Origin of the sequence: Sinorhizobium sp. 8-89, from assembly GCF_030124325.1 — a bacterium.
Classification (GTDB): domain Bacteria; phylum Pseudomonadota; class Alphaproteobacteria; order Rhizobiales; family Rhizobiaceae; genus Sinorhizobium.
Window position 1 is genome coordinate 421292 of the sequence record NZ_JASKLR010000001.1, and the last position, 25584, is coordinate 446875.

Consider the following 25584-nt stretch of genomic DNA (forward strand, 5'->3'; position numbering starts at 1 on the left):
GTTCAACGCGCTTCGTTCTCTGGATGAAGAGGTTGCAAGCATGCACGGGTGACGCATAACGCAAGGTCCGCAGGCGCGATTCAATTAGACCGCGATATCATGCGCCCGCCGCAGGCGACCGGTCAACCGCCGGCCGCTGTTCAGATCCGCTCGAGCACGCCGACAAAGGCCTCGGCAAAGCTCTTCAGATCCGCGGTTCTCTCGCTCGGCTGCTCGACGCGGATCGCGCTTCCGTCTCCGCCAAGGCAGACGAACAGGATTGTCGGCATTTTGCCGGCATCGCTGTAGCGAATGGCAGCGATCGTGAGACAATCTTCGATGAGACCGGATGCCGGCAGGGTGAAAAGCAGTTCGCCGCCGATATCGGCGGCCACCGTACGCACAAAGGCGGCAAATTCTTCCTTGCTCCCGGAAAATCCATCGAGAGAAAGTTCCAGCTCAAGCAGGGCCATCGGGATGGCCGCGTCGCCTGACTGAGGCAGGAGCGTGGGGGCAGGCTTCGTCACGGTTGTTTCCGATGCGACCATGATGTCCTCTCCGTTGTTGCCGTGCGCTCGTTCCATTCGCCGACGCCGGCTGATGCTTCCAGTTGAACTCCTTCCACCACGGAACGTTTGGCGGGAATTTGAAATAGGTGGTTAACGAGAATGGCGAATTTGCGGCAAAGCTTCAAGTGCGGCATTGTCGGAGAGATGGGCGAGCATTCCCTGTTCCCACGTCCGCAGCCATGGTCTAAGAAGGCCATGGTCTGTTCCGCTTGGGGGATTGATTCCGTTAGATGATTGTCCGCTACGAGCGTCCCTATTCGCACGCCTCCCACTGGGCACGCCGGCTTGCCCGCATTGCATTCGCGATCTTCGCGTTGTCGCTGCTGGCGCATCGTTTCGGTCCGTTGACCACACCGCATTTTCTGGCGCTGGCATTGCTGTCGGGCGCCTTTGCGCTTGTCGGTGTGCTGCTCGCGACGATCGGGCTTGCGCGCTTGTGGCAAGTGGCGGCCGTCGGCGGCATCGCCTCGCTGTCCGCGCTGGTCTATGCCGCTGCTCCGCTTGGTTTTCTCGGCTTCGGTGCCGTGCAATATCTGAGGCGGCCGACGATTTACGACGTCACCACCGACACGGTGACGCCGCCGCCATGGATCAGGGTTCCGGCGGCTGAAAGAAGCTGGCTTGCGCGCAACCCGACAGTCACGCCGCAGGATCGGGAGGCGCAAATCGTCGCTTATCCAGGACTGACGGGACGGCGCTACGACGGCGCGCTCGACCGCGTGTTCCAGGGCGTGCGTAAGGTCGTTGGCGAAACGCGCATCGCCACCACGGCGGAGCTCGGGGTCGAGAACGCCCGCGCGGACTTTGAGGATCTGGCCGTGCGCCCCGGTGCCGGAGTGGACACGAACGGTGAGCCGGGCGTCATTCCGGTTCCGGCCGCACGTCCCGCGCCCGATCCCGATATAGACGGGACGCTTCCCGGACGGCGCTCCAGCGACATCGTTCTGCAGGGCGAATGGCGTACGCTGATTGTCGGCTTTCGCTTCGATGTGCTGATCAGGCTGCGGGAAGAGGCGGAAACGACCTTTGTCGACCTGCGCGTGGCATCGCGCTACGGTGCGCACGAACTCGGCATGGGCGCCGCCTTTGCCGAAGAGTTCCTGCGAGCGCTTGACGCCGAACTCCTGGGTATCGCCGGCGGTTGACGCGGCGCCAACGGGTTACCCAGCGCCGCCGGGGACCAGCCGATAGTCGCCGAAGAGCGATGGCGGACCATCGGTTTCGACGCGACCCTGTTCGACCAGGTCTTCGAGGTGCGCCAGGACCGAAAGTGCCGCTGCACCATGGAGCCGCGGATCGGTAGAGGCATAGATCACCTTGACCATTTCCGGTATCTTCCGGTCGCCGCTGCGGATACGTTCAAGCACCGAGCGCTCGCGCATCTTGCGATGTGCCCGAAGCGCCCGGAGGAACGAACCAGGATCGCTAACCGGACCGCCATGGCCGGGCAGATAGAGCCGGTCGCCTCGCTGTAATAGTTTTTCCAGCGAGGCCATGTAGTCGGCCATGGCGCCGTCCGGCGGCGCGACGATGCTCGTTGCCCAAGCCATCACATGATCGGCGGAAAAGAGAATGCCGGTGCCGTCAAGCGCGAAAACGGCATGATTTGCTGTGTGGCCAGGCGTCATCACGGCGGTCAGGCTCCAGCCGTCGCCGTCGATCCGTCCGCCCTCGGGAAGCGCGATGTCAGGCGCGAAATCCATGTCCGAGCTTTCGGCGAACGGATTGGTTTCGCCGGCGTGCAAGGGGCGCGCTGCCCGGTGCGGGCCTTCGCCAACGATTATGGCGCCGGTCGCAGCCTTCAGCCGTCGGGCGAGGGGGGAATGGTCGCGATGCGTATGACTAACGGCGATGTGCGTCACTTCGCGACCATCGAGCGCCGCCACAAGGGCGCGGAAATGCGCGTCGTCCTCCGGCCCCGGATCGATTACCGCGACAGAGCGCCTGCCGACGATATAGGTGTTCGTTCCGTGGAAAGTGAACGGGCCGGGGTTGTTGACAGTGATGCGCTGCACGCCCTCGGCAACCGATACCGCTTCACCATGGGCCGGGTTGAAGTCGAGGTCGAAATCCGGTCCCTGCATGCGTCTCTTCCTAGCTTTCACTTGTACCCGATCCCGGCAACGGCCATCGCCTTTGCGCCTGCCTTCGCCATCTTGCGCGCTTGCGCCGGCGCGTGGCGACAATAGGCCAAAGGGTTATAGGAGGAAACTGCTTCCCACTCCGGAATTTTTAAACACGGCGGTCGCTGTTCGCATTGAACCGTTCTATTGTCGGCGAAATAAATCTGCGTGCGAAGCGAAGTTAAGCATTGTGACGGCGCACGAGCTTTGCTAATCAGGCGCACGATTTGGCGAGGTAACCTCGCCGCCTTAAGTTGGGGCGTAGCCAAGCGGTAAGGCAGCGGTTTTTGGTACCGCCATTCCCTGGTTCGAATCCAGGCGCCCCAGCCAAGTCTCCCTTTTCAGGCTCAAAACGCGATTTTCCGGCACTTCTTCCCGTGCTCCAGCATCTCCCCCAATGACCGCGGGTGGCGACGAATTCGCCACCCGGCGGTTTGGGTTTAGCTGAGTTCTGGAAGTCCATTGATCAACTTGTCGAGCGTGATCGGATAGTCGCGAACCCTCACGCCGGTCGCGTTGTAGATGGCATTCGCCACCGCCGCTGCGACGCCACAAAGGCCGAGCTCGGCGATCCCCTTGGCCTTCATCGGCGACGACATCGGGTCGGTCTCGTCGAGGAAAATTACTTCCTGGTGGGGGATGTCGGCATGCACCGGCACCTCATAGGCAGCCAGATCGTGGTTGACGAAGAAGCCGCGCGCCTTGTCGACGACGAGGTCCTCGGAGAGGGCCGCGCCGACGCCCATCGTCATGGCACCGATCACCTGGCTGCGTGCCGTGATCGGATTGAGGATCCGACCGGCAGCGCAGACGGCCAGCATCCGCCTTAGCCGCGTCTCGCCGGTCGCCACATCCACCCCGACTTCCACGAAATGCGCACCGAAGGTGGACTGTTGATGGGTCTCGGTGAGCTTGCCGAATTCGATGCGATCCTCGGCTACGAGTCCTTCATCGCCGGCGGCTTCAGCAAGCGTTATTCTGCGGTCGCCGGACCGGACTTCGCCATCTGCGAAGATCACATCGTCGGCGTTGTTGAAGCCGAGCTTTTGGGCCACGGCCTCGCGCAGTTTGACGCAAGCGGCATAAACCCCCGCGGTGGAGCTGTTTCCTCCGAACTGTCCACCGGAGCCCGAGGACACCGGAAAACGGGAATCGCCGAGACTGACCGCAACCTTGTCTACGGGAACACCGAGCATCTCCGCGGCGGTCTGGGCGATGATCGTGTAACTGCCCGTGCCAATATCGGTCATGTCGGTCTCGACGGTGACGACACCTCCCCGGTCGAGGCGGACACGCGCTCCAGAGGGTACTACAAGATTGTTGCGGAAGGCCGAGCCCACCCCCATGCCGACGAGCCAGTCACCGTCCCGGCGGCTTCCCGGCCGCTTGCTGCGATCCTTCCAGCCAAACCGTTGCGCCCCGGTGCGCAGGCAGCCGACGAGGTCGCGGTGCGAGAATGGTCGCTCGGGCTTCTCCGGATCGACCTGCGTATCGTTGATGGTCCGGAACTCGACGGGGTCGAGCCCCAGCCTTTCGGCCATCTCGTCGATCGCGATCTCCAGAGCCATCATGCCCGGCGCTTCGCCCGGTGCCCGCATGGCGTTGCCTTCAGGCAGGTCGAGCGTCGCAAGGCGCATCGCTGTCATCCGGTTCTCGCCAGCATAAAGCAGGCGCGTTTGCTGAACGGCCACTTCGGGGCCGCCGCCCGGAAGATCGCCGGACCAGCTCTCATGGGCAATCGCCGTGATCCTGCCGTGGCGCCCGGCGCCGATGCGGATCCTCTGGATCGTAGCAGGGCGGTGCGTGGTGTTGTTCATCAGGAAGGGGCGGGGGAGGGCTACCTTTACGGGACGCTTCGCTTCGCGCGCAGCAAGGGCCGCAAGAACCGCGTCTGCACGAAGGAACAGCTTGACGCCGAACCCGCCGCCGATGAACGGCGACATGATGTGCACCTTCTCCTTGTCGATCCCGAGGGTGGTCGCCAGATCGGTCCGCCACCAGTCGATCATCTGGCTCGACGTCCAGACAGTCAGTTCATCGCCACTCCATGCGGCGATGGAGGCGTGCGGCTCCATCATGGCGTGCGACTGGTCCGGCGTGGTGTAGGTCTGGTCGAGCTTGACCGGTGCTGTCTCGAACGCGGCATTGAAATCGCCTGCGGCGGAGTCCGGTTCGCCATCGTCTGGCTTGACGGCGGTGTCCCTGGCGGCCGCGAGATCGAAGACACCTTTCTCCTCCGCATAGTGGACCTTGACGAGCGAAGCGGCAGCGCGGGCTTCTTCGAAGGTTTCCGCGGCCACGACGGCAATTGCCTGGTGGTAATGCTGGACCTCCGTGCCACCGAAGAGCTTGGCAGTATTGTATTTGCCCTTCTTCAACTCCCCCACGCCGTCGGTGGTGACGACCGCGAGCACTCCAGGGGCGTTCTTTGCCGCGGTGACGTCGATGGACCGGATCCGGCCCTTGGCGATCGCCGAGCCAACGATATAGCCGTAGGCATAGGGCGTGTTCGGATCATGCCATTCGTAGGCATAGACCGCCTTGCCCGCGGTCTTGAGCGGGCCGTCAATGCGGTGGATGGGCTGACCGACGATCTTGAGCTGGTCGATCGGGTTCGTCGTTGCTGGTGTGTCAAATCTCATTTTCTCATCCCCTCGCTTCGGCAAGAACCGCGCTCAGCATGCGTTCGACGAGCGTAATCTTGAAAGCGTTCTGTTCGGTCGGTCGGGCGTCTGCGAGAAGCCTGGTGCTGGCCGCCTTAGCTCCCCTTGGAAGCTCTTTTTCGGCAGCTTCGTCGCGCCAAGGCTTGGGTGCAATGCCGCCAACGGCGATGCGCCCCGTTCCGTCCGGCTGCACGATGGCGCCGACAGAGACCAGCGCGAAGGCGTAGGACGCGCGGTCACGGACCTTCCGGTAGATATGTTTGCCGCCCATCGGCTTCGGCAGGACGACCGCGGTGATCAGTTCGCCGCGCTCGAGTACATGCTCGATATCTGGCGTCTTGCCCGGAAGGCGATGGAAATCCGCGATCGGAATGCTGCGCGTGGTGCCGTCCGCTCGGATGGTTTCGATGACGGCGTCGAGCGCCCGCATCGCGACTGCCATGTCGCCCGGGTGCGTCGCGATGCAGGCGTCGCTCACTCCGACCACGCCAAGCTGGCGGCTGAAGCCGGCGATCGCTGCACAGCCGCTGCCAGGCTGTCGCTTGTTGCAGGGCTGATTGGTGTCGTAGAAATACGGACAACGCGTCCGCTGAAGCAGGTTGCCGGCCGTCGTCGCCCTGTTGCGCAACTGTCCTGACGCCCCGGCGAGCAGGGCGCGTGACAGAAGTCCATAGTCGCGGCGAATCCGTTCGTCGGCCGCAAGATCGGTATTGCGGACGAGGGCACCGATTCTGAGGCCGCCTTCCGGCGTCGGCTCGATCCTGTCCAGCCCAAGGCCGTTGACGTCGATGAGATGGGTGGGCGTCTCGATCTCAAGCTTCATCAAATCCAGCAGATTGGTGCCGCCGGCGATGAATTTTGCGCCGTCGGTGCTCGCCGCGGCCTTTGCTGCCGTCTCGATCGAAGAGGCGCACTCGTAGCTGAAAGCTCTCATGTCTTCCTCCCCGCAACTTCGGTAATGGCTTCGACGATGTTTGAATAAGCGCCGCAGCGACAGATGTTACCGCTCATGCGTTCCCGGATTTCGGCCGCCGTGATCTCGGCCGGCGCCATCAGATCATCCGTCACATGGCTCGGAATATTGGCGCTGATCTCCTCCAGCATGGCGACGGAGGAGCAGATCTGGCCGGGGGTGCAATAGCCGCATTGGAAACCATCGTGCTCGACAAACGCAGCCTGCATCGGATGGAGATTGCCGGGCTGTCCCAATCCTTCGATCGTGGTGATGCTGCCGCCTTCGTGCATGACGGCGAGGGTCAGACAGGCATTGATACGGCGTCCGTCGACGAGGACGGTGCATGCGCCGCACTGACCATGGTCGCATCCCTTCTTGGTGCCTGTCAGATAGAGGTGCTCGCGCAGCGCGTCGAGAAGCGTCGTCCGGTTGTCGAGTTCGAGCTCGAGGCGTTCACCGTTCACGGTGAACGAGACGTTCGTGCCTGTCGATGCTTCCGGGGTGTTCGTCTGAGAATGAGCGAGTGAGGGGGCGCCCGCCACTGTAACGGTGGCGGCGGAGGCGACCAGCAGGTCGCGCCGCGAGATTTCGAGTGCGCCGGGACTTTGCATATCCAGCTCCATGTCTTGATGATGAAAGGTCTAGGACGGCGTGAAGTTGTCCGATGAGCCGCCACGGCGAAACAACGCAAACGGCGGAACGATCCCGTTCATGCGTTCACAAGTAAGTTAGCGCGCCGGCAGACGCGGAATAGTGCCTCAAAATTGATAAGGCCTATTAGCCGTGTTCATGAATGTCCGGCCCAACCGCACGGGCGAAGCCAATTGCTTGCGAACAAAACGCACGCCTGCGCGTTGGGTGACATGCAGCAAGGAGATCGAGATGCCTTCGAAAAAGCAAAACACGTCGCTGCCGCGCGAGGAAGACTACCGGGATTTCGAGGAGCGGAACATCCGCGACGGCTGGCCGTATTCGGACCAACCCGATGCTGCCTCCAGCAAGCCAAAGAACCGAGCCTACGGTGAACCTGAGGCTAACTTCGACAGGGAGCAAAAGTCCGGCTTCAGCATCGAGGGAAAAGAGGAGGTGGGCACCGATAGCCAGCTTACATCTCGAAATCCCGACAGCGTCGATCATGACCTGAGGGCGAAACCGCTTTGGCCGGCCACGCGGGTCCCTGCATGATCGAGACTGCCGGCTGGGCTTGGCTTTCATCCTGGATAGCGCAAGGTGGGGCGGCGCCTGTCTCAAAAGCGCGCAAGAGGCTGAATAGTCGGAACAAGGCATTTCCTCCGGAGTTGCTAATGCACGCTCTCGTCTAGCAGCGGATGCCGATCCAATGGGTGCGAAAGAAGCCGATATTGCCGAAAGGCTGGCGGCCACGGAGCCGGGACGGGGACGGGACGCCGTCACGCCGGGAGACATACCTGCGAAGGGGATGCGGGACGTATTCTGGCGAGTCGTATCGGAGATCGCGGAGGAGCGGATCGTCCTGATCGCGGCCGGGGTGAGCTTTTATCTTCTGCTGGCGCTGTTTCCTGCGCTGGCTGCCCTCGTTTCAATCTACGGACTCGTCTCGGACCCATCCGCGATCGGCACACACATGGGCATCCTGGCAGCGGTGTTGCCACCTGGATCCTACGATCTCATCATGGATCAGTTGCAGAACCTGACGACGCAGAAGACGACCACGCTCGGCATCGGCTTCCTTGTGAGCCTGCTCGTCTCGTTGTGGAGCGCTGCCAATGGCATTGCGGCGCTCTTTGATGCGATGAATGTTGCCTATGGTGAGCAGGAAAAGAGAGGCTTCCTGTCGAGAACCCTCTTGTGTCTTGCGTTCACCTTCGCAGCCCTGTTGTTCGCGGTCGCGCTGATCGTGGCGATTGGCGTGGTGCCGGCGGTACTCGCCTATTTGTGGCTCGATCGGTGGGTGGAGGTCTTGACCAAGGTGGCGAGGTGGCCGGCCATTCTGCTTCTTGCCACCATCGGTACCGTCCTCATCTATCGTTTTGGGCCAAGCCGGGAACGGGCGAAGCTCAGATGGCTGAACTGGGGCGCGGTATTCAGCACATTGCTCTGGCTCGCTGCCTCATGGATCTTTTCCTTCTATCTGGAACACTTCGCCAACTACAACGCCACATATGGCGCTCTCGGCGCACTTGCTGGCCTCATGATGTGGGTCTGGATCTCGGTAATCATTCTTATCGTTGGGGCGCTCCTTAATGCCGAACTCGAGCACCAGACAGCTACGGACTCCACAACAGGCGAGCCACTGCCAATGGGCGAACGCGGTGCTTACGTGGCCGATACGGTGGGGAAAGCGGCCGATTGACGGGCGAACTCATGGGAGCGGAAACCAACGCCGGGCCGCGACACGAATGGCCCCGCGAGACGGGGTCGCTTGCCCTTACCCGTGAACGGCAAGCCCCGTGAACGGCAAGGCGTCTGAAACACCGACAATAATTACGGAATCGGCCTTGGCAGGGAACAAGGCTTCAAGTGGCTCGTTTGATTGCACACGGGAATCGATCCCGTTACGCGATGGGAGGAGCCGAAAATGAACAATGAACCAAATGACCGCGGCGACCCATTGGGAGCGCCTGCGATGGCCCCGCAAAGTGTCGACGATATCCATGGCGCGCAAACCAGCGGAACTGGCATGACAGATCGCAACTTGCAGCAGGCAGTGCAGGAGGATCTGAAAGACGTCAGAGAGTTCGCCGACGAGCAGGCGGAGCGCACCCGGGAAGCCGCAAGCCGCGCCGCCGAGCACGAGAAGAACGTCGTGGCGCGCCAGTTGAGCGGCGTCGCAATGGCCGTTGAGAAAGTCGGCTCCGAACTCCAACAGTCGGATCAACAGGCTCTCGGCCGCTACGCCCAGCAGATCGGGACGTCGCTCGGGAACTTCGCGCGCGACGTCGAGGGGCGCGACTTCGGTGAAATTGCGGGAATGGCGGAAGACTTCGGCCGAAAGCAGCCGCTCGCCTTTCTCGGAATGGCGGCGATCGCGGGCCTGGCCGCCAGTCGGTTTCTGACCGCCTCGGCTCAGCGTCGCACTCGCCGGAATGTTTCCCGGACGTCCTCCGCGTCGCCGTCGGCAAGTGGCCGATCAAGTGAAGGCGGGTGGAATTTTGAGGAGGATCAGCGCAATGGCTAACCATCGGGACGACCGCCCCTTATCGGAACTCATGACCGGTTTGGTGGCGGATATATCCGGGCTTTTCCGCAAGGAAATCGACCTGGCAAAGACCGAGGCATCCGAGACATTGAACCGGGCGGTAGGCAGCCTCGAGACGCTTCTAGTCGGCTTGATCTTCGCAATCGGCGCCATCGGTGTGCTCTTGGCTGCGGTCGTCCAGGGACTGGCCGCGTTTCTGGTGACCCGGGGCATAACCGAACCGAATGCCGAAGCATTATCAGCGGCTATTGTCGGTGTCGTCGTGGGGTTGCTCGCCTGGGCGATGATTTCGCGGAGCCTGTCGACACTGAAGGGCAGCAGTCTCAAGCTCGATAGAACAGCAACCTCGCTGCAGCGCGATCTGGACGTGGTGAAGGAGAGAGTACGATGAACGATTCTTCCCACACGCATTCGGCTGCGGAGTTGCAGCAAGAGATCGAGGCCGATCGCCAACGGATCGAAGAAAAGCTCCACGCTATCCAGGAGCGGATGTCGCCAGGACAGCTGATGGACGAACTGCTCGAATATGCCAAGACGAGCGGGGGAGCCGAATATCTCAGCAATCTTGGTGTCGCACTTAAGGCAAATCCGATCCCTGTCGCATTAATGGGGGTAAGTCTGGCTTGGTTGCTCGCCAATCCGGGGTCGCGCGCTCCAGGATTAAGGGAAGACGACGACGCGGATGAATATCCGCTCGCGACCGTGAAAGGTTCCGTAAGGCGCATCGGACCGGTGGAGGCGAGCTTCGGCGAGCGGTATAGCCACTTCACGGATGAAAGCGGCAATCGCTTCAGGGCCCTGACGGATCCAGAAGGTCGCCGGGCCGGCCACTTCGTCGACCCAAGCGGCAGCGTTTATCGCGGTTTTGCCGACGCGGTCGGAAAGCAGATCGAAGATATACGCGACGAGACCGGTGCCTTGTTCGACGAGGCCTCCGGTTGGGCATCCAGAACATGGCGCGAGGTGGGTGCCACGGCAAGCCGCGTTACCGGCTCCATTGCTGACGCCGGCAAGTCTCTCGCGAGCCGTGCACAGGACGCGAGCCGATCGCTGCAGGATGAGGGTGCGCAGCTCAATGCGGCTATCCTCAAGCATTTCCGCGACCAGCCCCTGGTCGGCGGCGCGCTCGCCTTCGCTGTCGGCGCAGCGATAGGCGCCGCGTTGCCGCATACCGAGACCGAGGATGAGGCCATGGGCGAGGCGGCCGACCAGGTGCGTGGCAACCTGGCGGCGAGAACGAATGCTGCGGTTGGCGAGGCGCTGGAAACGGGGCAGGAGATCCTGGACAAGGCGGGTGATGCCGCGCTTAAAGCTCACGACGCCGCCAAGGAGCGAGTGCGCGAATCGGTCCGCGAATGAAACCGCGCTGGCGGGTGTACGTCGAAACCCAAGCGATCGATCATCGCGGTCGAGGGGTTTTAGGCGGATAGAAGCCGTGGTCAGTTTTATGGGGGATTGCCGGACGGCAGGACCCGGGTTCATGGAGTCAACGCTTCGCCGATCGCTCTGCCGCATCTGGAGCGTGCCGAAATTCGATGAACGCCGAGCATGACCAGTGTTCGCGTGGGAAGGTCAGCTCCCGTCGCCCAAGCATCATGTCCACTCGCGAGTCCGCCTCCCCGCCTCGCTACCACTCAATGGCCGGTCGGGTGATCATTAGCCAGAAAATCGCGAGAACGGCACCAAACGCCGGAAAGCCGAAGGCGAACCACAGACGGAAGAGCTGATGGTAGCGTTTTGGCAGCGGCTCGACGCCTTTGCACGCCACTTCCGCGAGCCTGCACATTTCCACCTGCATCCAGACAACCGGGAGCCAAAACGCTCCCGTAACAGCGTACAGAAGCAGTGAAAGAAGTATCCAGCCTTCCATCAACGAGTAGCCGACGTGCCAAGCAAGGGCGATCCCGGTGACGGGCTGCAAGATGACGGCGGTTGCGGTGAAAAGGAAGTCGGCCAGGACGACGATACGGGCCACGGCAGCAATCGTATCTGAACGACCGGTGCGGTGGGCGAGCAACATGAAGAACGCGATTCCGGCTCCCGTGCCCAGCAGGACTGAAGCGCCGATAAGATGCAGGTACTTGAGCACGAAATAAAGCATCACCGCTCCTTGAGAATCGCCAGCGCGGCGAGGTGTAACGCCAAAATCGGCCAGATTTTCATGAGAGGCCCCAGCGGTTCGCTCCATAGCTCCGGGAGCAGGACCGTTCCCGCGAGTGCATAGAAGAGCGACAGACAGATTGCCGCGTAGAGTCCGATGCGGCTGGTTCGACGGACTGCGATCGCGAACCCGACAAGAATGTCTGCAAGTGCTCCGGCGACGACGCTGGGTCCTGCGAGAATATCGGCTCCGGCTCGTTGCATCAGATCGACGCCTATGCCGTATCCGGACGTAAGCGAGACAATGCCCGTACTGATCCAAAACAGCGACAGAATGATGAAGATGACTGGCTTCAGGAGATAGAGCCTGGCGAACCAGCGTTCCTGGACGGTGGCCGGCGTTCTGGCGAGCGCCTCGGACAACGCCATTGGTTGGATCCGCGTGGTCTCGACCCACGCCCGGATATCGCCAACCGCGCCGCGTGCGATCTCTTTTTGCGCCGTGCTTCGTGTCGGCGGGCGCCAGCCCAGTACTCCGGCAAGATCGCTTAGCCTGTAGATGAGATCGGCCGAAAGAGGAGGCATCCTGATCACTCGAGCAGCCCGCCAGCCAAGCCAGCGACGGTAGGTGGCAACAACGTCTTCAAAAGACAGAACCTCCGGCCCGGCGATCTCCAGCACGAGCCGTTCGGGAGCATCCGGGCTGACGAATATCTCGACTGTGCGCACCACATCTTCGAGGCGAACGACCTGGAGCGAGCCAGTCTTCGGCATGAGCGGCAGGACCGGCAAAGCCGCCAACCCCCTGAAGAGGGCACTGGCTCCAAAGGCTCCAGGACCGAGCACGACTGAGGGGCGGAGAATGACCCAATCGAGATCTCGAGCCATCAAAGCCTTGTCGCCCTCAAGTTTCGTTTGCGAAAAAGACGAAGGCTGCTCCTTTTCAACGCCCATCGCAGAGAAATGGACAACCCGGCGCACGCCGGCCTGCTCACAAGCTCTAAACAGTGCCGACGGGCCACGCGAATGAACGCCGGACGTACTTTCGCCGGGACTGTCTTGAAGTGTGCCTGCGCAGTTCACGACAGCGGCAACACCCGATAAATGAGGCAGCCAGTCTGCGGGTTCGACTGCCGGCGCGAGATCGATTTCGACGACTTCGCCGCCTCCTCCAGAGGCCAATGTCGAGCCTGGCCGAACCACGCGCACGACTGTCATGCCGCGCTCGGAAAGCTTCGCGCATACTGCTGAGCCGATCAGGCCGGAGGCGCCTACCACAAGCACTCTCATAGTCCATCCTTGCGAATGTTGGGCGCTGTCGCGGCACTTCGCCCGAATGAAGTTCTGGTGGTTCTCGCAGCTCCAGATCTGGGGACAGTCTTATGGGCTCGATGCTCTACATACGCGCGTTAGGTCTTCGCGCTTGAATTCGGATTGTGCTTGTCGCTTTCGCTGACGGAACCTTTCGAGGCCTTGGAACCCCCACCCCACTGTTGCGCTTTACGCGCATGGTCGCCTCCGACGTGACCCGGTTGATTTTTCTTGGCAGTACCGCTTTCTCCCTTGTTCTTGGGACGGTCTGATTTGTTTGCCATCTCATGCTCCATAGGTTTTGGGTGCCGGCTCCGCACCTGGATCAGCACATGCGGGAAGCCTTTGTCCGCAGGCCACTGCATCCGACCGGAGTTCATCGGGCCGTGGTCCGCCGCCAACCGGTTGAATACCGATCCGAACAATCGAGGAACTGATCGGTTCCAAACTCGTTCCAAGGCGCGGTTTGACGGATGAAGTCGAGCGGTCCGCCGTACGGAAGGCAGGCTCTCCCACCTCCATGTTGTCGCCAACCGCGGTCGAGCTAAGGGGAGCCACTCGCGTATTTCCTATTGCCTGCGCCTCGATCAAAACGATCAACGCGGGAACATCGGTTCGTCCCGCGGGTTCGACCATTATCGAGAATGGTCGGTGCTGCTAGCTAACATGTCGACGGAGAATCCAAATGGCGTTGTTCGAGATACTGGCTGACCAAAAAATCTGTGAGGAACTCGACGTTGCGCTTGTGATGCTGACCAGCAACGAAGACAGCGGCGGGCCGCGCAAGGGAATTATACTTACGCACGAACTCGTCGAGGATGCCTTTGATGGTGACCGCGCCCGAGCGGCTGAAGCGGTCCGGTCCGGAGTAGTCGATCATGAGGCGATGCGCAGGATCGGCAGCCCGGACAAACTCGTCTACCAACCTCAAAACGCAGATGGGGCAAATGCCGCCCGTTGGACCTTGGCTGTGTTCAGCCGGGACGATCTGGGCCTGTTCGAGGGACCGGTACGCACCGAGATGAAGGCGGGCTCGCCTGTCGGCGGCACTCGCACGTAGCTGCCATGTGGCGAAACGGTTTGGCTCGGCGGTCATTATGCCACGGGAAGACCTTTGAGCCGTCTCTCCGTTCGGTATCTCCCTTCAACCCGCAAACCTGACGCCACTTAGGAGATATCGATGTCAGGCAGAGTAGTGTTTGCGAGTGGAGCGTGCGCCGGCCTGGCCACGGTCTTGGTGCTGATGGCATCGGCCAGTCGTCGAGGGCGAAGTCACTGGCGACTGATCAACGCGACGAGCCACTGGGTGCACGGCCAAGCCGCTGGCTCCGTATCCCGCTTCGACCTCTCTCACACGCTCACCGGTTTCGCGACGCACATGCTTGGCTCGCTCTGGTGGGCGCTGCCGTTTTCGGCCTTGCTGGGGAGAAATACGGCGAGCTCGCCGCGGGTGGTGGCGGCAGCCGCAGGCACAACCTTACTCGCGGCCCTCGTTGACTACGGTCTGGTGCCGAGACGCCTTGCTCCGGGCTGGGAACTGGCCTTACGGAAAACCGACATCGCGAAGGCCTATGTCGCCATGGCTCTGGCCCTGGCATTGGGGACCTTCTGCATTACCGAGCGCGGACGCGTTGATTGATCTGGATCGCATGTCGAGCCTCATAGCTGCGGCGATGGGGACGACCCTCAAATGTGACATCCTGGGAACAACACCCGATCTGACTTGTTGGAAATCGAGGCCAGCGTGCGTTGGCGAAAAATCGAAACACACTTCGGGAGACTTTATATGAGCAGTCGCGCACCCCCAATTCCTCCGGAAAATCGCAGCGGAAAGGGAACTGGAGAACCCGCAACGAACGCATCTGTTGAATCCAAGAAGCCAGAGACACCCTCGGATCCCAGAGAAGAAGGGGCAGCAAGGCAATACGAAGATCAATACCACCCATCAGGGCTACCAACAGGATCGATGAGGAGCATCATGTCCACTTCCAAGAAGACGCCGGCAAGCATCCGCCAAGGCGGCCCAGGTGCCTCGCATGAAAATGCCAAAGCTCCATTGGATATCCCGAAGCCACCCGCCGAACCTGACAAGCGTACCCGCAGCAAGGTTTCCGGCGGCGGAGGCGAGCACGACAGACACCACAGCCACGATCCCGGGCGGAAGGGCGGTCAAGGTTAGATCATTTCACTTTGACCGACACATGGTCGACGCCTGTCGTAGCTCCTCCCACGGCAGGCTCTTTTTTTGACGCTGGTGGTTAAATCGGCCAAACGGTGCGTTGGGGCGACTGTGGAATGCCGGCCTGTTGTTGTTCCCTGATCGCCCTGTCACGCTGCCCGCAGCGCTCAAGAGGCGCAGCAGGTTGTGCTCAACGGTCATGTTGTAATGTCTGCCGGATCGCTCCCGGCGTGTTGGCCGGATCTGGCCGACACGGGATCTGCACATAAATATCATCTCGTGCTGCGCCGCCTGCGCTAGCCATGCCGGAAGAATGGGAGACGGAGAATGTCGGACCACCACCATCACCACGACCATGATCGTGAGGACAAGCACGGCGAGGACCGGTGGAAACACAACGGTGTCCGCGTCATCAAAGGTGATCAATTGGACGGCAACACGGCCCAGACGCCCGGCATGTATCGGCAGGCAGCCATCAATCATGCGCGTGTCGGCGCCCAGAAGATCTGGGCCGGAACCGTCGCGATCGAGCCCAATGCCAAGACCGGCGTGCATCACCACGGGCCGCTCGAAAGCGTGATCTTCGTCGTCCGCGGCAAGGCGCGCATGCGCTGGGGCGACAGGCTCGAATATGTCGCGGAGGCAGGCCCGGGGGACTTCATCTACGTGCCGCCATACGTGCCCCACCAGGAAATCAATGCGGATCCTGAACATCCGCTCGAATGCGTGCTGGTGCGGTCCGATAACGAGGCCGTCGTCGTTAACATCGCCGACATCGATCCGGTCGAGAAGCCGGAGGAGATCTACTGGGTCGATCCGATCCACAAGCATCCGGGCTGACTGTTTGCTAGAACCGAGGCATCTTGCTTGGATATTATGGATCGCTGCAGCCCACACGAAAAACCCGCCTGCTCTCGCGGACGTTATGCGGCGGTGACGGCTCTCACTCCCCCTTCACCCCACCCAGAAATTCCTCGCACCAGCTCGGTCCATTGGCGCGCTTGCGGTCGCCGACGAGGCGGATCGAGCGGATGACGTAGTCGGAAGACACGGTGAGTTGGACGGAACAGCTCAGATATTCGGTGCGGGCGGCGGAGATGCGCTTGCCACGTTTGCCGTCGGCGGCCTTTTCATACTCGGCCGGGATCTTGCGGGTCTTGTAGCCGCCCTTCCAGCTGTAGACGGTGTCGTCACCGGTTTCGACGTCGGCAATCGGCGGGCCGAACTGGGCGAAGAAGGTGCCAGCGGGCTTGCCCAGCCACCGGGTCTCGACGGCATTTCTTGCCACCACTGAAGTCGTCGTGCAGCCGGCAAGGGCCAGCACAAGGCCGGCGACCGTCATCATGCGGAAGTTCATGTTTTTGTCCCTTTGAGTCTCGTTCTGAAATCTGCGGCGCGGAAGCCCGTATCCCCCGGTTTCCTAGCTTTCCGCTGAGCCTCTAGCGCCAAAAGACGCGAAAGAAAATCCGCCCTGGCCGCCGGGATTCAGGAAAATATAAAGCGTTGCAGAAACGCCCTATTGCCGTTCCAGGCGAGGGGCGCCAACGGGTTTCCACCGATCGAATTTTTTGTGTCAGGTTGCATTCTTTTCGAGATAGGCGCTTGTGAAATCGAAAATGCTGTTCTATAGAGGCGCCGCTGGTCACGGAGTGTAGCGCAGTCTGGTAGCGCACCACGTTCGGGACGTGGGGGTCGCGTGTTCGAATCACGCCACTCCGACCAGCCAAATCAATCACTTATCGAGCTATTTTGTCGCCGACGAGCCGAGCGAACGACGGATCGCACCTTCTCGGGCGGCGCGGCTGACGACGCCCTGCCGGGGCGGACTGTCTCACGGCGTTCGGAAACGGTGAAACAGTCCTATCGATCGTCATGATCGACACGCCACCTTACGGTTAGACGATTGAAATTGAAGCCCTGAGTTCTCAGGGGCGAGACGGGACTGATCGCATCTTGGCTTTGCGCGATCTTGGCGTGGGCAGGTTTGGCTGCTTCCTTGGCAGGCTTGAATCGAGGCGCCTAGCTTCTTTCGTTGTTCACTTTGAAATAGTCTGTTAACCATATGCCGTCTTTGCAGGGTGAACGATCGCCGCCATTATCCTTTCAACAAACGCAATCCGGTGAGGCCGTGATGTTGAAGGAACCAATTTTCACACTGCGCGAAATCATTATCTGGTCCGCGATTCTCGGCAGCGTCGTCGGCTACCAGCTCTGGCGCAACGGTGATCCGCCGCCGCTGACGATGCAACTTGCGCCGATCGAGCGGCACGCTTGACGGTCTGCGGGCGCAGACCGCTCCCTTACTCCTCAGGAAGTCCATTGCGTCTTGCGGCTCTCAGCAGGTCCACTTCCGGTGCGGCAGGGCCGAATTCCTCTTCGAGGCGGTTGGCTTCGTCCTCGTCCAGGCGGTATTTCCGCGCAAATGCTTCGATCGTCATAGTGCGGCCGTCGAAGCCTCCGTCGGGCGTTTCCTTTCCATTGTCGCTAAGCATGGCTGCGTCTCCCTGCTATGCCTGGCGAAAAGCTAGGGCGGGAGAGGCGGTTTGGAAGAGTGAAGCGAAGCGAGACGACCACCGCCGGCCCGAATGGCATGGACCAATGAAAAAGGGGCCGAGCAGCCCCTTTTCCAGCTTCGACAAGTCGCCGATCAGCCGTCGATCGAATCGATGATTTCCGCCGCCTTGCCGGCATTGACGCGGCGGATTTCCGCGTCTTCGCGCCGGCTGGCAAAGAGTTCCGTTGCCATCAGCTGGTCGGCGAGGTCTGCCGGCAGCGACAGGATGACCCGGCTTTCCTCCGCATGGATACCCCCGAGTGCCGCGCGTTTGGCAGTGATCATGCCGCCGGCGACTGTGTTGTTGGTGTCCGGGTCGATCAGGATGAAGGCGCCGGTCGTGCGGTTCTGTTCGTAAGCGTCGAAGATCGCCCGTTCATCGAAGACGAGATGAACCTTGCCGATGGCGTTCATCGGCAGCGCGTCCGCATGGTTCCACTTGCCGGTCTTGAGATCGAGCTGGCTTGCGGGCTGAACCTGCACGCGCTGACGGCGGCTGCCGGATTTCAGCCAGTAGCGCTTGCCGGGCTGGATACCCTCCGGCTGAAGGGCAACGAGTTGAGCGTCGAAGGCGAGCCCGGTCATCGGCTGGCTGTCGATCGACGCGATCACGTCGCCGCGGGAGACGTCCACCTGACGGTCGAGCACGAGCGTGATCGCGTCGCCAGCAACGGCGGCATTGCGCACGAGGTCGAAGGTGACGATCTTCGTGACGTTGGCAACCATGCCGGACGGCAGAATGACGACGGAATCGCCGGGCTTCACCGAGCCACCGGCGACGGTACCCTGATAGCCGCGGAAGCTCTCGCCCGGGCGCGAGACTCGCTGCACCGGCAGGCGGAAGCCGACCGTCTGTGCAGAGCGTGTCGTCGCGAGTTCGAGTATCTCGATCAGCGTCGGGCCATCGTACCAGGGCATGGAGGCGCGGCCGTCATAGACGACGTTCTCGCCCTTGAGCGCCGAAACCGGGATCGCGGTGACCTGCCGCACGCCGAGCGACAAGGCGAGTTCCTTGAACTCGTGCGAGATCTGCTCGAAGCGGCTGCGGTCGTAATCGGTGAGGTCTATCTTGTTGACGGCGAGCACGAACTGGCGGATGCCCATCAGCGTCGCGATCGTTGCGTGACGCCGGGTCTGTTCCAGGAGGCCGACGCGGGCGTCGACCAGGAGCACGGCGAGATCGGCAGTCGAAGCGCCGGTCGCCATGTTGCGCGTATATTGCTCGTGACCGGGCGTGTCGGCGACGATGAAGGAACGCTTGTCGGTCGAGAAGTAGCGATAGGCGACGTCGATGGTGATGCCCTGTTCACGCTCGGCCTGCAGACCATCCAAAAGCAGCGCGAAATCGGGCAGGCCGAGATCGTTCTGCTTGCCGCTGGAATCGCGCTCGAGCGTGGCGGCCTGGTCTTCCTTGACCGCCTTCGTGTCCCAAAGCAGCCGGCCGATCAGCGTCGATTTGCCGTCGTCAACGCTGCCGCAGGTGATAAGGCGAAGCGGACGGGAATCGCGCGTGGCGCGCACCGGCTCCTGCGCCGGAAAGGCTGCGACGGTGGTTGCTTCGTCCAGCGCGGCGTTCGCGATTGCGGGTGCGGTCATCAGAAGTATCCCTCGCGTTTTTTCTTTTCCATCGAGCCGGACTGGTCCCGGTCGATGGCGCGGCCCTGCCGTTCGGAGACGGTCGCGGTTTCAAGTTCCGAAATGATGTCGTCGAGCGTGGTGGCACCGGAGCGGATGGCGCCCGTCAGCGGAAAACAGCCGAGCGTGCGGAAGCGGATCATTTCCTCGCGTTTCAATTCGCCCGGAAGAAGTTCGAGACGCGGATCTTCGGCAAGGATCATCATGCCGTCACGCTCGACGATCGGACGCTTCTTGGCAAAATAGAGCGGCACGATCGGGATCTCTTCCGCCTGGATGTAGCGCCAGATGTCGACCTCGGTCCAGTTGGAGAGCGGGAAGGCGCGCACGCTCTCGCCCTTGCGGATCATGCCGTTATAGATGTTCCAGAGCTCGGGACGCTGGTTGCGCGGATCCCAGCGGTGGTCCGGTGTGCGGAAGGAATAGATGCGCTCCTTGGCGCGGCTCGCTTCCTCGTCGCGGCGAGCGCCGCCAAAGGCGGCGTCATACTGGCCGGCATCAAGCGCCTGACGCAGCGCCTCGGTCTTCATGATGTCGGTGTAGAGCGCCGAGCCATGCGAGAAGGGGGTCACGCTTTCTGCCGCCCCGCGCGGGTTGGTATGGACGACCAGGTCGAGATCGTATTTTTCGACCATCTCGTCGCGAAACGCGATCATCTCCCGGAACTTCCAGCCGGTGTCGACATGGAGCAGCGGAAAGGGGACGCGGCCGGGATAGAAGGCCTTGCGTGCCAGATGCAGGAGTACGGACGAATCCTTGCCGATCGAATAGAGCATCACCGGGCGCTCGAATTCGGCGGCGACCTCACGGAAGATGTGGATCGCTTCGTTTTCAAGCGCCTTCAGATGCGGGTCGAGCGGCGGCTTCGCGCTCTGCGGGTTATGCAGTTCCGTTTCCGGATGGTTATGGGGCATTTCGAACTCCGGGGAGGGTACGTGTCTCTCGGTGCGCCGGCCGCTTTCAGGCAGCATTGCTGGCGTTGGGAATGATGGAGGAGGCCGCTTCCGGCACATGCAGGCCGCATTCGCGCTTCTCGTCGTTCTCCCACCACCAGCGTCCGGCGCGCTCGGGCTCACCGGGCTTTATCGCGCGGGTGCAGGGCTCGCAACCGATCGACGGATAGCCGCGGGCATGGAGCGGGTTGACGGGAATGGCATTGGCCGCGACGTGGTCGCGGATCGTCTCGATGTCCCAGTCCGCCAGCGGATTGATCTTGATGAGGCCGCGTTCGAGGTCCGCTTCGGCAAAGGGCGTTGTAGCGCGATTGCCCGACTGGCCGCGGCGCAGGCCGGTGATCCAGTAGCTTGCCCCCTCGAGCGCACGCGCAAGCGGCTTCAGCTTGCGTACGCCGCAACAGGCATGTCTTGCTTCCACGCTTTCGTAGAAGCCGTTCATGCCGTACTCAGCCACATAGGCGTCGATGTCGCCCTTTTCGGGGTAGAAACGCTTGATAAGGATTCCGTAGGTTTCCTCGGTCTTGTCGATAAGCGCGACGGTCTCGTTGAAGAGGCGGCCGGTCTTCAGTGTCGCAACATCGATATCGAGCTGATCCGTGCCGATCGCGGCCGTGATGACCTGATCCTCGATGCCGAGCGACGTGGTGAAGACGGCTCTGCCTTCAAGACCGGCGATGAGCGCCAGGCGTCCGGCAAGATCCAGGCCTGCAAGCGCTTCGCTCAGGGCTTTCGCTTCGGCTTCGAGGGTCTGCGTGGTCATGGCTAAATCCCGTTGCAATTTGCACGGAATATCGCAGCCGTTTGTGATAAATGACAGAAAAACGGATTTCTATTGCTCAAGGATCAGAGCAAATATCTCTCTGATCCATAAAGTTCTAAGAAAACCTAGTAATTTGATGGACTATTTCTGCCCCCGGCAAGCGTGCATGCCCTTTCGTTTGCTGCAGGCGGTCCAAGCCCTCCGCCACCGACAACGGGGCATCACCTTTCAACAATTGTTGAATGCCCTGTCCTTTCACTTCAGGTGCTCCACGTTCACCTTGATCGTTTACGCGCATCGAAGGAGACAGGAGATGGCAGAAATAACAAGGTCCTTTTCCGCTCGCATGCTCGGTGGAGGTGTCCTCGGATTGCTTCTTGTCACCGGCGCATACGCGCATCATGGCTGGTCCTGGGCGGAGGCCGATCAGATCGAACTATCCGGAACGATCCGCGAGATTTCAATGGCGCCGCCGCACCCGACACTGGACGTGGAGACGGAGAATGACGGCGTTTGGCGCGTGGAACTGGCCAATCCGCGCCAGACGGAACGCTCGGGATTTGTAGAGGGCGTGGCAAAGGTCGGTGATCCGGTCGTCGCGCTCGGCAATCGCTCTCTCGATCGCAGCGAGAAGAGAATGAAGGCCGTCCGCATCACCGTGGCTGGAAAAGCCTATGCCCTCTATCCGGAGCGCATACGGACGAATTGATGGACGGCGTTGAGGTGTTGGAGTGGATCGGCGCCCTATCTTTTGCGGTGGCAATACGACGCTCGGCGCTCCTATACCTCTTTGTGAACGCGGCCCATATCCTGTCGATCGGAATAATCGTCGGCGCGATCCTGCCGCTCGACCTGCGCCTGATCGGGTTCTTCGGCAGGGTGCCGGTCCCGGCGATCGGACCGTACCTTTCGCGCGCCGCCGCAACCGGCGTCATCCTCGCCATCATCACCGGCTTCTGCCTCTTCAGCGTCCGCCCGCTTGAATATGCCGGCAACGCTGCGTTCCTGACAAAGATCACGCTGCTCGCACTCGGCATCGTCAATGCGGTTCTGTTGCATCTGACACCGCAATGGCGCGCCGCCGTTAACGGCGGGCCGCTCTCCTGGGGAGTCCGCCTTTCGGCGCTGCTTTCCATGGCGATCTGGACCGGAGCGGTTCTTGCCGGCCGCTGGATCGGGTTCCTATCGTAGAGCGAGACCGGACTTGATTGGGTCGCCGCGACCGCCGGTGGCGCGCGATGTCGCATCTCCGAGCTATCGAGGGCGGTATCCACACTCGCTTTTCCGCCGCGGCAATCTGATCCGCCCTACCGATCGCTGATCGCCCAGCGCGGGTTGATCCACGGCTCCTGGTTTGAGCGGGCGAGGGGCTGCTTGCCGAGGATGTGATCGGCCGCCTTCTCGCCGGTCATGATCGAGGGACCATTGAGATTGCCGTAGGTGACGTGCGGGAAGATCGAGGAGTCGGCGACGCGCAAACCCTCGACGCCGATCACTCGCGTCTCCGGATCCACCACCGCCATCGGATCGTCCTTGGCACCCATCTTGCAGGTGCCGCAGGGATGGTAGGCGCTTTCGAGATGCTCGCGCAGGAAGGCGTCGATCTCGTCGTCCGTCTGGACCTTGTCGCCCGGCTGGATTTCCGGTCCGCGATACTGGTCGAAAGCCTTCTGGCCGAAGATCTCGCGCGTCAACCGCACGCAATGGCGGAATTTCTCCCAATCCTCCGGGTGGCTCATATAGTTGAAGCGGATCACCGGATCGGCCTTCGGATCGGACGAGCGAAGGGTGACGCTGCCGCGCGACTTGGACAGGTTGTAGCCGACATGCACCTGGAAGCCGTGCGTGTTCGCCGCCGCCTTGCCGTCGTAGCTGATCGCCACCGGCAGGAAGTGATACTGGATATCGGGCTGTTTGACCCCCGGGGCCGAACGCAGGAAGGCGCAGGCCTCGAACTGGTTGGAGACGCCAAGGCCTCGCTTGAAGAGCAGCCACTGCGCGCCCGCGACCCCCTGCCAGAACCATGGCAGCCAGGAATAGAGCGACACCGGCTTTGTGCTCACCTGCTGGAAGTAGAACTCCATGTGATCCTGGAGGTTCTGGCCGACGCCCGGCCGGTCGGCCTTCACCTCGATGCCTAGCTCCTTCAGATGCGCCGCCGGGCCGATGCCGGAGAGCATCAACAGCTTCGGCGAGTTGAAGGATGATGCCGAGACGATCACCTCGTGATTGGCCTTCACAACCTCGGTCCGGCCGTTGCGCTCGATCTCGACGCCGGTCGCGCGGCCGTTCTCGATCACGATCTTGTGGGCGAGGCAGCGGATCAGTTGCACATTTGCGCGCTTCAGCGCCGGCTTCAGATAGGCGGAAGCCGCCGACCAGCGCCGACCTCGCCAGGTCGTCTGCTCCATGAGGCCGAAGCCTTCCTGCTTGGAGCCGTTATAGTCGTCGGTGAGTTCGAACCCTGCCTGGTTTCCCGCCTGGATGAAGGCGTGAAAGAGCGGGTTCCTGAGGCTGCCGCGCTGGATATGCAGCGGCCCCTGTGTGCCGCGCCAGCCGTCTTCGCCGCCATGCGAATGTTCCATCCGCTTGAAATAGGGCAGCACGTCCGCATAGGCCCAGCCCTGGGCGCCTAGCTCCTCCCAGCGATTGTAATCCTCCGCGTGGCCGCGCACATAGACCATGCCGTTGATCGAGGAGGAACCGCCGATCACCTTGCCGCGCGGCGCGGTGATGCGCCGGTTGTTGAGGTTCGGCTCGGGCTCGGAAAGATAGCCCCAATTGTAGCGGTTCATGCTCATCGGCCAGGCAAGCGCCGCCGGCATCTGGATGAACGGGCCGACATCCGAGCCGCCGAATTCCAGCACGATGACCGAATGCTTGCCGTCTTCCGAGAGGCGATAGGCAAGCGCCGAGCCCGCCGAGCCGGAACCGATGATGACGAAATCTGCCTGCATGCGAGTGTCTTTCTTATAGATGCCGCTCCATGTGCCCCTCATCCGGCTGCCGCCACCTTCTCCCCGCTTGCGGGGAGAAGGGACAAGCGGCACCCGTTTGCTTCTCTCCCGCTTGGGAGCAAAAAGGGGCTCGCCGCCCCCTCCAGTCCCCTCTCCCCGCGGGCGGGGAGAGGGCTAGGGTGAGGGGCAAATTCAAATCGTCAGTACGGCGCCTCTACCTTCCCCATACCGACATAGACGGTCTTGAGCTCGGTATAGTGGTTCAACGCCGCGACCGAATTCTCGCGACCGAAGCCCGATTGCTTCGAGCCGCCGAAGGGGATCTCGACAGGGCAGAGATTGTAGGTGTTGATCCAGAGCGTGCCGGCCTCAAGCTGGTCGACCACGCGGTGCGCCCGGGTGATGTCGGCCGTGAAGACACCGGCGGAAAGGCCGAATTCGGTGGCGTTCGCGCGGGCGACGACCTCCGCTTCGTCGTCGAAATCGAGCACGCACATAACCGGCCCGAAGATTTCCTCGCGCGCGATCCTCATCTCGTCGGTGACGTCGGCAAATACGGTCGGCTGTATATAGGTGCCCTCGGTGTTGACGGCGTTTGGAATGCCGCCGCCGGTCACGAGCCGCGCGCCTTCCGCCTTGCCCTTCTCGATGTAGGAGAAGACCTTGTCGCGCTGCGCCTTCGAAACCATGGGGCCAAGCTGCGTCGCCTCGTCCATGGGGTCGCCGATGACGATCGCCTCGGTGCGCTCCTTGAGCCGCGCCAGAAAGGCGTCCTTGACCTTCCGCTGCACGAACACGCGGGTGCCGTTGGAGCAGACCTGCCCGGTCGAATAGAAATTGCCGAGCATGGCGCCGCCGATAGCGCTTTCGAGATCGGCATCGTCGAAGACGATCAACGGCGACTTGCCGCCGAGTTCCATCGTTACATGGCGAAGCCCGGCTGCGGCTGCCTCATAGACCTTGCGGCCGGTCGGCACCGAGCCGGTGAGAGAAACCTTGGCGATGTCGGGATGGTTGACGAGCAGTGGACCGGTCGATCGGTCGCCCTGGATGACATTATAGAGGCCCTTCGGCAGGCCCGCCTCGATCAGGATCTCGGCGATCTTCAGCGCCCCGAGTGGAGTGTTTTCCGACGGTTTGAAGACCATGGCGTTACCGGCGGCAAGTGCCGGCGCGCCCTTCCAGCAGGCAATCTGCTGCGGATAGTTCCAGGCGCCGATGCCGACGCAGACGCCGAGCGGCACTCGCTTGGTATAGGCGAAATCGCCGCCAAGCGGGATGTAGTCGCCGTTGAGCGCCGCCGCCGCGACGCCGCCGAAGAACTCAAAGCTGTCGGCGCCGGAAGTCGGGTCGGCGACGATCGTTTCCTGGATCGGCTTGCCGGTGTCGAGCGTTTCCAGTTCGGAAAGCTCGCGGTTGCGCTCGCGCATGATTTCCGCGGCGCGTTTCAGGATGCGGCCGCGCGCCGTCGGGCTCTTCGCCGCCCATTCCGGCTGCGCCCGTTTCGCGGCGGCGATCGCCTTTTCAACGATCGCGGGCGTCGCGGCATGAAGCCGGGCGATCACCTCGCCGTTCGCCGGATAGATGCTCTCGATCACGGTGCCGGCGGTGTCCTCGACATATTCGCCGTCGATGAAGTGCGAGGCTTTCGGTTGGGCTCTCATG

The 25584-nt window shown here is 61.9% G+C and carries 27 protein-coding genes, 2 tRNA genes and 1 pseudogene; 16 read left to right on the forward strand and 14 right to left on the reverse strand.

What is annotated here, in order from left to right; translation table 11 throughout:
- Window positions 1-140: 140 nt before the first annotated feature.
- Window positions 141-527, reverse strand: a complete 387-nt coding sequence (locus QN219_RS02005) for a hypothetical protein (protein ID WP_309486537.1) — start codon at window positions 525-527, stop codon at window positions 141-143.
- A gap of 251 nt (window positions 528-778) precedes the next feature.
- Between QN219_RS02005 and QN219_RS02010 the strand changes: the two genes are divergently transcribed.
- A complete protein-coding gene (locus tag QN219_RS02010) occupies window positions 779-1693 on the forward strand; it encodes a DUF1499 domain-containing protein (RefSeq protein WP_283997558.1) in 915 nt (304 codons plus the stop codon).
- A gap of 15 nt (window positions 1694-1708) precedes the next feature.
- On the opposite strand, the gene QN219_RS02015 is transcribed toward QN219_RS02010, so the two are convergent.
- A complete protein-coding gene (locus QN219_RS02015) occupies window positions 1709-2632 on the reverse strand; it encodes an MBL fold metallo-hydrolase (protein WP_283997559.1) in 924 nt (307 codons plus the stop codon).
- A gap of 294 nt (window positions 2633-2926) precedes the next feature.
- On the opposite strand from QN219_RS02015, the gene QN219_RS02020 reads away from it, so the two are divergent.
- Window positions 2927-3001 (forward strand) — tRNA-Gln (locus QN219_RS02020).
- 110 nt (window positions 3002-3111) lie between these two features.
- On the opposite strand, the gene paoC is transcribed toward QN219_RS02020, so the two are convergent.
- Genes paoC through paoA form a run of 3 tightly spaced genes read right to left on the reverse strand, consistent with a single transcriptional unit; the run spans window position 3112 to window position 6912 of the window.
- Complete coding sequence (paoC, locus tag QN219_RS02025) at window positions 3112-5313, reverse strand: aldehyde oxidoreductase molybdenum-binding subunit PaoC (RefSeq protein ID WP_283997560.1); 2202 nt, start codon at window positions 5311-5313, stop codon at window positions 3112-3114.
- A gap of 4 nt (window positions 5314-5317) precedes the next feature.
- Window positions 5318-6268 carry a xanthine dehydrogenase family protein subunit M gene (locus QN219_RS02030; protein ID WP_283997562.1) on the reverse strand — a complete coding sequence of 317 codons (951 nt, stop codon included), beginning with the start codon at window positions 6266-6268 and terminating at the stop codon, window positions 5318-5320.
- The gene (paoA, locus tag QN219_RS02035; RefSeq protein ID WP_283997564.1) at window positions 6265-6912 is read right to left on the reverse strand and encodes an aldehyde dehydrogenase iron-sulfur subunit PaoA; all 648 of its coding nucleotides are present in this window, start codon (window positions 6910-6912) and stop codon (window positions 6265-6267) included. Before paoA ends, QN219_RS02030 begins: the two co-directional genes overlap by 4 nt.
- 259 nt (window positions 6913-7171) lie before the next feature.
- Here paoA and QN219_RS02040 point away from each other — a divergent pair, with 259 nt between their 5' ends.
- The 5 genes from QN219_RS02040 (at window position 7172) to QN219_RS02060 (ending at window position 10826) form a co-directional block, all read left to right on the forward strand.
- A complete protein-coding gene (locus QN219_RS02040; protein WP_283997566.1) occupies window positions 7172-7474 on the forward strand; it encodes a hypothetical protein in 303 nt (100 codons plus the stop codon).
- Between the two features lie 154 nt (window positions 7475-7628).
- Entirely contained in the window at window positions 7629-8621 is a 993-nt protein-coding gene (locus QN219_RS02045) for a YihY/virulence factor BrkB family protein (protein ID WP_283997568.1), read from the forward strand.
- Between the two features lie 225 nt (window positions 8622-8846).
- On the forward strand, window positions 8847-9446 hold the full coding sequence (locus QN219_RS02050) for a nutrient deprivation-induced protein (protein ID WP_283997570.1): 600 nt from the start codon (window positions 8847-8849) through the stop codon (window positions 9444-9446).
- Window positions 9439-9858: a phage holin family protein gene (locus tag QN219_RS02055; RefSeq protein WP_173510572.1), complete on the forward strand. Its 420-nt coding sequence runs from the start codon at window positions 9439-9441 to the stop codon at window positions 9856-9858. The genes QN219_RS02050 and QN219_RS02055 overlap by 8 nt, the downstream gene beginning before the upstream one ends.
- Entirely contained in the window at window positions 9855-10826 is a 972-nt protein-coding gene (locus QN219_RS02060; RefSeq protein WP_283997573.1) for a DUF3618 domain-containing protein, read from the forward strand. The genes QN219_RS02055 and QN219_RS02060 overlap by 4 nt, the downstream gene beginning before the upstream one ends.
- 268 nt (window positions 10827-11094) lie before the next feature.
- Here the strand turns inward: QN219_RS02060 and QN219_RS02065 are convergent, their stop codons facing one another.
- Together QN219_RS02065 and QN219_RS02070 are read right to left on the reverse strand one after the other, a co-directional pair.
- On the reverse strand, window positions 11095-11568 hold the full coding sequence (locus QN219_RS02065) for a DUF2269 family protein (protein ID WP_283997575.1): 474 nt from the start codon (window positions 11566-11568) through the stop codon (window positions 11095-11097).
- Window positions 11568-12857, reverse strand: a complete 1290-nt coding sequence (locus tag QN219_RS02070; protein WP_283997576.1) for an SDR family oxidoreductase — start codon at window positions 12855-12857, stop codon at window positions 11568-11570. Before QN219_RS02070 ends, QN219_RS02065 begins: the two co-directional genes overlap by 1 nt.
- 706 nt (window positions 12858-13563) lie before the next feature.
- Between QN219_RS02070 and QN219_RS02075 the strand changes: the two genes are divergently transcribed.
- From QN219_RS02075 to QN219_RS02095, 5 genes and pseudogenes are all read left to right on the forward strand, one after another.
- Window positions 13564-13938, forward strand: a complete 375-nt coding sequence (locus QN219_RS02075; RefSeq protein ID WP_283997578.1) for a hypothetical protein — start codon at window positions 13564-13566, stop codon at window positions 13936-13938.
- A 120-nt stretch (window positions 13939-14058) separates the two neighbouring features.
- Window positions 14059-14517, forward strand: a complete 459-nt coding sequence (locus QN219_RS02080; protein ID WP_283997580.1) for a hypothetical protein — start codon at window positions 14059-14061, stop codon at window positions 14515-14517.
- A gap of 147 nt (window positions 14518-14664) precedes the next feature.
- Window positions 14665-14848: pseudogene (locus QN219_RS02085) on the forward strand (hypothetical protein).
- Window positions 14849-14856: 8 nt separating this feature from the next.
- Window positions 14857-15057: a hypothetical protein gene (locus QN219_RS02090; protein WP_283997582.1), complete on the forward strand. Its 201-nt coding sequence runs from the start codon at window positions 14857-14859 to the stop codon at window positions 15055-15057.
- 327 nt (window positions 15058-15384) lie between these two features.
- Window positions 15385-15897, forward strand: coding sequence for a cupin domain-containing protein (locus QN219_RS02095; protein WP_283997584.1), 513 nt, complete (start codon window positions 15385-15387; stop codon window positions 15895-15897).
- 103 nt (window positions 15898-16000) lie between these two features.
- On the opposite strand, the gene QN219_RS02100 is transcribed toward QN219_RS02095, so the two are convergent.
- Window positions 16001-16414: a hypothetical protein gene (locus QN219_RS02100; RefSeq protein WP_283997586.1), complete on the reverse strand. Its 414-nt coding sequence runs from the start codon at window positions 16412-16414 to the stop codon at window positions 16001-16003.
- A gap of 288 nt (window positions 16415-16702) precedes the next feature.
- On the opposite strand from QN219_RS02100, the gene QN219_RS02105 reads away from it, so the two are divergent.
- Both QN219_RS02105 and QN219_RS02110 read left to right on the forward strand, forming a co-directional pair.
- A tRNA-Pro gene (locus QN219_RS02105) sits at window positions 16703-16779 on the forward strand.
- 409 nt (window positions 16780-17188) lie between these two features.
- A complete protein-coding gene (locus tag QN219_RS02110; protein WP_283997588.1) occupies window positions 17189-17332 on the forward strand; it encodes a hypothetical protein in 144 nt (47 codons plus the stop codon).
- 25 nt (window positions 17333-17357) lie between these two features.
- Here the strand turns inward: QN219_RS02110 and QN219_RS02115 are convergent, their stop codons facing one another.
- The 4 genes from QN219_RS02115 to QN219_RS02130 all read right to left on the reverse strand — a co-directional run bounded on the left by QN219_RS02115 (window position 17358) and on the right by QN219_RS02130 (window position 20962).
- The gene (locus QN219_RS02115) at window positions 17358-17549 is read right to left on the reverse strand and encodes a hypothetical protein (protein ID WP_283997590.1); all 192 of its coding nucleotides are present in this window, start codon (window positions 17547-17549) and stop codon (window positions 17358-17360) included.
- Window positions 17550-17704: 155 nt separating this feature from the next.
- Complete coding sequence (cysN, locus tag QN219_RS02120; protein WP_283997592.1) at window positions 17705-19207, reverse strand: sulfate adenylyltransferase subunit CysN; 1503 nt, start codon at window positions 19205-19207, stop codon at window positions 17705-17707.
- A complete protein-coding gene (gene cysD, locus QN219_RS02125) occupies window positions 19207-20160 on the reverse strand; it encodes a sulfate adenylyltransferase subunit CysD (protein ID WP_283997593.1) in 954 nt (317 codons plus the stop codon). The genes cysN and cysD overlap by 1 nt, the downstream gene beginning before the upstream one ends.
- 46 nt (window positions 20161-20206) lie before the next feature.
- Window positions 20207-20962 (reverse strand): phosphoadenylyl-sulfate reductase, encoded by a 756-nt coding sequence (locus QN219_RS02130; protein ID WP_283997594.1) that lies wholly within the window; start codon window positions 20960-20962, stop codon window positions 20207-20209.
- Between the two features lie 346 nt (window positions 20963-21308).
- Here QN219_RS02130 and QN219_RS02135 point away from each other — a divergent pair, with 346 nt between their 5' ends.
- Both QN219_RS02135 and QN219_RS02140 read left to right on the forward strand, forming a co-directional pair.
- The gene (locus QN219_RS02135) at window positions 21309-21671 is read left to right on the forward strand and encodes a DUF6152 family protein (protein WP_283998237.1); all 363 of its coding nucleotides are present in this window, start codon (window positions 21309-21311) and stop codon (window positions 21669-21671) included.
- Entirely contained in the window at window positions 21671-22153 is a 483-nt protein-coding gene (locus QN219_RS02140; RefSeq protein ID WP_283997596.1) for a DUF2214 domain-containing protein, read from the forward strand. The genes QN219_RS02135 and QN219_RS02140 overlap by 1 nt, the downstream gene beginning before the upstream one ends.
- Before the next feature lie 116 nt (window positions 22154-22269).
- Here the strand turns inward: QN219_RS02140 and betA are convergent, their stop codons facing one another.
- Both betA and betB read right to left on the reverse strand, forming a co-directional pair.
- Complete coding sequence (gene betA, locus QN219_RS02145) at window positions 22270-23919, reverse strand: choline dehydrogenase (protein WP_283997598.1); 1650 nt, start codon at window positions 23917-23919, stop codon at window positions 22270-22272.
- 200 nt (window positions 23920-24119) lie between these two features.
- Window positions 24120-25583 (reverse strand): betaine-aldehyde dehydrogenase, encoded by a 1464-nt coding sequence (gene betB / locus QN219_RS02150; protein WP_283997600.1) that lies wholly within the window; start codon window positions 25581-25583, stop codon window positions 24120-24122.
- Window position 25584: the final 1 nt, after the last annotated feature.

Excerpts from the sequence above, each read along its gene's own strand:
- QN219_RS02005 (WP_309486537.1), bottom strand. The coding sequence starts at position 527 with ATGGTCGCATCGGAAACAACCGTGACGAAGCCTGCCCCCACGCTCCTG.
- QN219_RS02010 (WP_283997558.1), top strand. The coding sequence starts at position 779 with ATGATTGTCCGCTACGAGCGTCCCTATTCGCACGCCTCCCACTGGGCA.
- QN219_RS02015 (WP_283997559.1), bottom strand. The coding sequence starts at position 2,632 with ATGCAGGGACCGGATTTCGACCTCGACTTCAACCCGGCCCATGGTGAA.
- paoC (WP_283997560.1), bottom strand. The coding sequence starts at position 5,313 with ATGAGATTTGACACACCAGCAACGACGAACCCGATCGACCAGCTCAAG.
- QN219_RS02030 (WP_283997562.1), bottom strand. The coding sequence starts at position 6,268 with ATGAGAGCTTTCAGCTACGAGTGCGCCTCTTCGATCGAGACGGCAGCA.
- paoA (WP_283997564.1), bottom strand. The coding sequence starts at position 6,912 with ATGGAGCTGGATATGCAAAGTCCCGGCGCACTCGAAATCTCGCGGCGC.
- QN219_RS02040 (WP_283997566.1), top strand. The coding sequence starts at position 7,172 with ATGCCTTCGAAAAAGCAAAACACGTCGCTGCCGCGCGAGGAAGACTAC.
- QN219_RS02045 (WP_283997568.1), top strand. The coding sequence starts at position 7,629 with ATGGGTGCGAAAGAAGCCGATATTGCCGAAAGGCTGGCGGCCACGGAG.
- QN219_RS02050 (WP_283997570.1), top strand. The coding sequence starts at position 8,847 with ATGAACAATGAACCAAATGACCGCGGCGACCCATTGGGAGCGCCTGCG.
- QN219_RS02055 (WP_173510572.1), top strand. The coding sequence starts at position 9,439 with ATGGCTAACCATCGGGACGACCGCCCCTTATCGGAACTCATGACCGGT.
- QN219_RS02060 (WP_283997573.1), top strand. The coding sequence starts at position 9,855 with ATGAACGATTCTTCCCACACGCATTCGGCTGCGGAGTTGCAGCAAGAG.
- QN219_RS02065 (WP_283997575.1), bottom strand. The coding sequence starts at position 11,568 with ATGCTTTATTTCGTGCTCAAGTACCTGCATCTTATCGGCGCTTCAGTC.
- QN219_RS02070 (WP_283997576.1), bottom strand. The coding sequence starts at position 12,857 with ATGAGAGTGCTTGTGGTAGGCGCCTCCGGCCTGATCGGCTCAGCAGTA.
- QN219_RS02075 (WP_283997578.1), top strand. The coding sequence starts at position 13,564 with ATGGCGTTGTTCGAGATACTGGCTGACCAAAAAATCTGTGAGGAACTC.
- QN219_RS02080 (WP_283997580.1), top strand. The coding sequence starts at position 14,059 with ATGTCAGGCAGAGTAGTGTTTGCGAGTGGAGCGTGCGCCGGCCTGGCC.
- QN219_RS02090 (WP_283997582.1), top strand. The coding sequence starts at position 14,857 with ATGTCCACTTCCAAGAAGACGCCGGCAAGCATCCGCCAAGGCGGCCCA.
- QN219_RS02095 (WP_283997584.1), top strand. The coding sequence starts at position 15,385 with ATGTCGGACCACCACCATCACCACGACCATGATCGTGAGGACAAGCAC.
- QN219_RS02100 (WP_283997586.1), bottom strand. The coding sequence starts at position 16,414 with ATGAACTTCCGCATGATGACGGTCGCCGGCCTTGTGCTGGCCCTTGCC.
- QN219_RS02110 (WP_283997588.1), top strand. The coding sequence starts at position 17,189 with ATGTTGAAGGAACCAATTTTCACACTGCGCGAAATCATTATCTGGTCC.
- QN219_RS02115 (WP_283997590.1), bottom strand. The coding sequence starts at position 17,549 with ATGCTTAGCGACAATGGAAAGGAAACGCCCGACGGAGGCTTCGACGGC.
- cysN (WP_283997592.1), bottom strand. The coding sequence starts at position 19,207 with ATGACCGCACCCGCAATCGCGAACGCCGCGCTGGACGAAGCAACCACC.
- cysD (WP_283997593.1), bottom strand. The coding sequence starts at position 20,160 with ATGCCCCATAACCATCCGGAAACGGAACTGCATAACCCGCAGAGCGCG.
- QN219_RS02130 (WP_283997594.1), bottom strand. The coding sequence starts at position 20,962 with ATGACCACGCAGACCCTCGAAGCCGAAGCGAAAGCCCTGAGCGAAGCG.
- QN219_RS02135 (WP_283998237.1), top strand. The coding sequence starts at position 21,309 with ATGCTCGGTGGAGGTGTCCTCGGATTGCTTCTTGTCACCGGCGCATAC.
- QN219_RS02140 (WP_283997596.1), top strand. The coding sequence starts at position 21,671 with ATGGACGGCGTTGAGGTGTTGGAGTGGATCGGCGCCCTATCTTTTGCG.
- betA (WP_283997598.1), bottom strand. The coding sequence starts at position 23,919 with ATGCAGGCAGATTTCGTCATCATCGGTTCCGGCTCGGCGGGCTCGGCG.
- betB (WP_283997600.1), bottom strand. The coding sequence starts at position 25,583 with ATGAGAGCCCAACCGAAAGCCTCGCACTTCATCGACGGCGAATATGTC.